Annotated in this window: 1 protein-coding gene; it reads right to left on the bottom strand. The window is 61.8% G+C overall.

What is annotated here, in order from left to right:
• Nucleotides 1-27: 27 nt before the first annotated feature.
• Complete coding sequence (locus tag BLW40_RS16960; protein ID WP_074770739.1) at nucleotides 28-1,170, bottom strand: IS4 family transposase; 1,143 nt, start codon at nucleotides 1,168-1,170, stop codon at nucleotides 28-30.
• Nucleotides 1,171-1,245 lie beyond the last annotated feature (75 nt).

Genomic DNA, 1,245 nt, shown 5'->3' with positions numbered 1-1,245 from the left:
CCACTGCTGTCCGGTTAAACGTCACGGTCATAGCAGCACCATCTGATTGGGGTCGATTCTTGGTTGAGGATCTCCCCCGATCAGTCGGTCGATGCGCTTTCGGTGCATGAGATTGGCGCGAACGAGCCGGGCAAAGGCGAGCGGGCTTTGGATGGTTTTCTGGGTGGCCTGGGCCATTCGGAGCAAGAGGAAGGCGATCAGGGCGACGGCGATCTGGATTCGAACGGCATTCTCGCTGTTTCCGAGGAAATGGCGGATTTTCAGGGTCTGCTTGACCCATCGGAAGAACAGTTCGATGGCCCAGCGCCGTTTGTAGAGATCGGCGATCTCCTGGGCGGTGGCATCCAGATCGTTGGACAGGATGCGCAGAACCTTGCCAGTGTCGATCCTGACCCGGACTTCGCGGACAGGGTCACTGAACGGGTTTTTACGGCTCATGGCTTGGCGCCGGGGCAACAGGCCGATTCTGTCGGACAGGATGGCGCCGCCCTCGGGGATGTCGAGAGTCGCCGTTACCGTCAGGGGCGTATTGGATTTGAACCGGGTGACGATCCGGCATCCGGCGGCATCCATCTTGGCCCACCAGCCGTAATCGTAGTACCCCAGATCGAAGACGTAGGTCGCTCCCGCTTCGATGGGCATCGCCTGAGCGGCGGTGATGTCGTTGACGTTGGCCGCGGTTACCGCCGCATAGATCGGCCGGTCGGCATCCGCGTCATAGATCACGTGGGCCTTGGCGCCACAGGCATTGGCCGAAAAGCGAGCCCAGTCCGACCCCAGCCCGCTCAGGCGGATGCCGGTCGAGTCGATCAGGTAGGTCGCCTCGCCGACCGCACGGCGCAGGCCGCGCTGCGCCTTCGACACCATCGCTGCGAACAGATCGCCGAACAGCGCACTGGGCCGAACCGTGTTGGCATCGGCCAGCGTCGAGCGTGACACCGTGCGCCCGCCCACATGGTAGAGACGGGCCGCGTGGCTCTCCAAGCCGCCGACGATCTCGCGGAGGCTGGTTGCTCCCGAAAGCTGGCCGTACAAAAGCGCGACAAACTGACTCTTCGTCGAAAGACGACGGACATGCTTGTCCGCCCTGTGCTCGCTGACCAGACGGTCGAACTCACCCCACGGAACATGCTTCAAAAGGTCGTGAAGAACGCTATTCTTGTGTCGCACGGTGTTGGCTCCAATTTCGTGTCCAGGAGACGCGCCAACGTCTGAACACGAGTAGAATCAACGCCGTGCACTTAG

The organism is Magnetospirillum fulvum (genome assembly GCF_900108475.1).
Lineage (GTDB): Bacteria > Pseudomonadota > Alphaproteobacteria > Rhodospirillales > Magnetospirillaceae > Phaeospirillum > Phaeospirillum fulvum_A.
Note: the sequence above shows the minus strand (reverse complement) of the source record. Positions and strands in the feature narration are given on the sequence as shown.